Source organism: Candidatus Binatia bacterium, from assembly GCA_036382395.1.
Lineage (GTDB): Bacteria > Desulfobacterota > Binatia > HRBIN30 > HRBIN30 > JAGDMS01.
The window spans coordinates 1-2,934 of sequence record DASVHW010000273.1 but is presented as its reverse complement, the minus strand read 5'-3'; the positions used below and the strand labels follow the sequence as shown (position 1 = coordinate 2,934).

4 protein-coding genes are annotated in these 2,934 nt (G+C 64.9%); 2 read left to right on the top strand and 2 right to left on the bottom strand.

Annotated elements, in window-relative coordinates; all coding sequences use genetic code 11:
* On the bottom strand, positions 1-1,173 hold a 1,173-nt coding region (hisS, locus tag VF515_12655; GenBank protein HEX7408486.1), incomplete at its 3' end, for a histidine--tRNA ligase.
* An 87-nt stretch (positions 1,174-1,260) separates the two neighbouring features.
* A complete protein-coding gene (locus VF515_12650; protein HEX7408485.1) occupies positions 1,261-1,695 on the bottom strand; it encodes a hypothetical protein in 435 nt (144 codons plus the stop codon).
* A gap of 471 nt (positions 1,696-2,166) precedes the next feature.
* Here VF515_12650 and VF515_12645 point away from each other — a divergent pair, with 471 nt between their 5' ends.
* Positions 2,167-2,574, top strand: a complete 408-nt coding sequence (locus VF515_12645) for a hypothetical protein (protein HEX7408484.1) — start codon at positions 2,167-2,169, stop codon at positions 2,572-2,574.
* 85 nt (positions 2,575-2,659) lie between these two features.
* Positions 2,660-2,934, top strand: a 275-nt coding sequence (locus VF515_12640; GenBank protein ID HEX7408483.1) for a hypothetical protein, incomplete at its 3' end; no start/stop codon positions are given.

Here is a 2,934-nt window from a genome sequence, read left to right as displayed (position 1 = left end):
CAGTACCTGAGCCGCCAGCTCGTCCTCCCCGAGGATCAGAACGTACGGACTTCCCACCTTATCAGCCAGACGCATTTGGCTCTTCAAGCTCTTGCCTCCACTTGCCATTTCAACACGCATCCCGTCGCAGCGCCAGCGGTGCGCCAAGTGCATGGCTTCCGCCTCGGCCGCTGCGCCCATCGGTGCGATGAACACTTCCGGAAGCGACGGCCGGGCAGCCTCGTGATCAGCCAAGGCCAGCACCAGCCGCTCGACACCGAGCGCGAAGCCGATACCGGGAGCGTCCGGGCCGCCCAGTGCCTTGACCAACCCGTCATAGCGCCCTCCGCCGCCGACCGCGTTTTGCGCCCCTAAGCCTTCGGCCACGACCTCGAAGGCCGTGCGGCAATAGTAATCGAGCCCGCGCACCATCCGCCGGTTGAGCCGCGGTTCCACACCCTCGCGCGCCAGCAGCGCGCACACCGTGTCGAAGTGCGCACGGCAGGGCGTACACAGATAGTCGATCATGACCGGCGCATCGGCCGTGGACTCCCGGCATGCCCGATCCTTGCAGTCCAGTAGCCGCAATGGATTCCGTTCCAAGCGCCGGCTGCAGTTTTCACACAGCACCTGGCCATGCGCTTCGCCGTATGCCAGCAGGGCAGCGCGATACGCCGGACGGCAGGCGAAGCACCCGAGCGAGTTCAGCTCGATCTGCGCGCCGCTGACCTGCAGCCGGCTGAGCAGGTCGTGCAGCAACAGTAACACCTCCGCATCGATGGCCGCATCGTCCCGCCCGATCACCTCGGCCCCCACTTGCGAGAATTGTCGCAGCCGCCCCTTCTGTGGCCGCTCGCGCCGGAACATCGGGCCGAAGTAGAAGAGCTTCGACACGGCCTCACGCTGGTTCAGGGCGTGCTCGACATACGCGCGCACGATCGACGCCGTGCCTTCGGGGCGCAGCGTCAGCGATGACCCGTCGCGATCAGTAAAGGTGTACATCTCCTTTTCGACAATGTCGGTGGTCTCGCCGATCGAACGACTGAACAGCTCGGTCCGCTCCACGATCGGAATCCGGACCTCGGCGAAGGCGTAGCGCGCAAACACCTCCCGGGCTTGCTGCTCAATCCACTGCCAGCGGGCACTCTCGTCTGGCAGGACGTCATGAAACCCTTTCACGGACATGATTTTCATGGGAGGAGCTTGCGCTGCAGGTGGCGAGTTAGGTATCAGAGGGGCTATTTCAAGTCAACGAAACGAGTCCACGCACGTGGGGCACATTCAGGAAGCATCATACAGCAGGGACCGGAGACGGCCCCGGTCACCGCGACAACCCGCTTCCCGACGTACACCCGGCGAGCTTGACGTGACCACCTCGCCGCGTCGACGCCCGGCCGCGATGTGCGCTGCGGCCCTGTTGCTGCTGGTGCTGCACGCAGCCGGCACGGCAAGAGCACAGTCGGCGACGCCGACGGATACCCCTACCGCCACGCAAACCCATACGCCCAGCGTCACCCCAACCGTCACGCCCACGAACACGGCCACGGCGACCCTGACTCCGAGTCCTACGCCGAGCCCTACGTCCTCTCCCACGCCGACTTTCACTCCTTCGCCAACGGTCACCAGCGCCCCAACGCCGCCGCCCCCTACCGCGACAAGCACACCTACCAATAGCCCGGCGCCCACGCCGACGTTGCCACCGAACTGTCTGGTCATCGCACCGGCAGGCCCCGGGCTGTCCGCGAATACGCCGCGGAATTTCGCCACCAACTGGCAGTGCGCGCAGGCTGATGACGGCGACTCGTCGTACGTCTTCTGCAACCAGAACGACTGTCACAACCTTCCGTTGGCCGACTTGTACGCCCTGCAGGCCCCGACGCCCCAGCCCGGACCGATCTCTTCGGTGACCGTTGACGTCGTGAGCCGCTCCACCTTGGGGCTCACGGGGAGCACGGCCCGGACGCAACTCCAGCTCCAGGTCGCGGGGCAGATCTACGACGGCAATACCAATGCTCTGACGACTACGTACGCCTACTACTCGACTTCCTATTCCAACGATCCAAGCACCAACCTCCCGTGGGCGTGGTCGCAGATAGTCACCTTGCAAGCGGGTGTGGAGCAGCAGGCCGCGTTGGCCCCGACGCCGGCGTTGGAAGAGGTGCGCACGACCAAGGTATTCGTCGTGGTGTGTTGGAGTCCGCCAACTCCGACGCCGACCAGCACCCCAACAGCTACTGCAACCGTGACACCGAGCCCGACTTTTACCCCATCGTCAACTCCGTCATTCACCGCGACCGCATCGTTTACCGCCACGCCAACCGCGACCCCCTCGGCCACACCGTCCGTTACGCCAACGGCCTCGCCCACGGCGACGGCAACGCCTTCGCCCTCGCCAACCGACACACCGACGGCAACGCCGTCACCGACGGAGACGGCCACCTCCACATTCACAACTACGGCATCGCCAACACCAACAGCGACGGCAATGCCATCACCAACGGAGACGGCCACTGCGAGCCCAACGGCCACCTCCACGTTCACGACCACAGCATCGCCGACGCCGACGGCCACGACGACAGCCAGTGGCACGCTTAGCCCAACCGACACCTCGACCCCTAGTCCGACGACGACGCCGACCGCCATTCCTTCTCCGACCTTCACCCCTTCACCGACCGACACCGTGCCGCCGGCACCCCAAATCTCGTTCCTGTTCGCGCGCGGTGAGGATGCGACGCACGACAACCAATGGCTGTGCGCATTCAATCTCTCGACCAGTCCCAGGCTCGGGTTCAGCAACGGGAGCAACACCTTCCAGAATCTCGCTGGCAGCAACCCGGTGGCTTTGCGGAACTTCTACCAGGTGATTTACATCGCGCCGGGACTGAGCGCCGCTGATTACGCCTACCTGCAACAGATGGTGGCCCCGGGCGGCTTCATCGAGCAGTTTGTCAGCCT

What these genes read in the sequence shown, in the direction of transcription:
- VF515_12650 (HEX7408485.1), bottom strand. Translation starts at nt 1,695, where the DNA reads ATGACCAGACAGTTCGGTGGCAACGTCGGCGTGGGCGCCGGGCTATTG.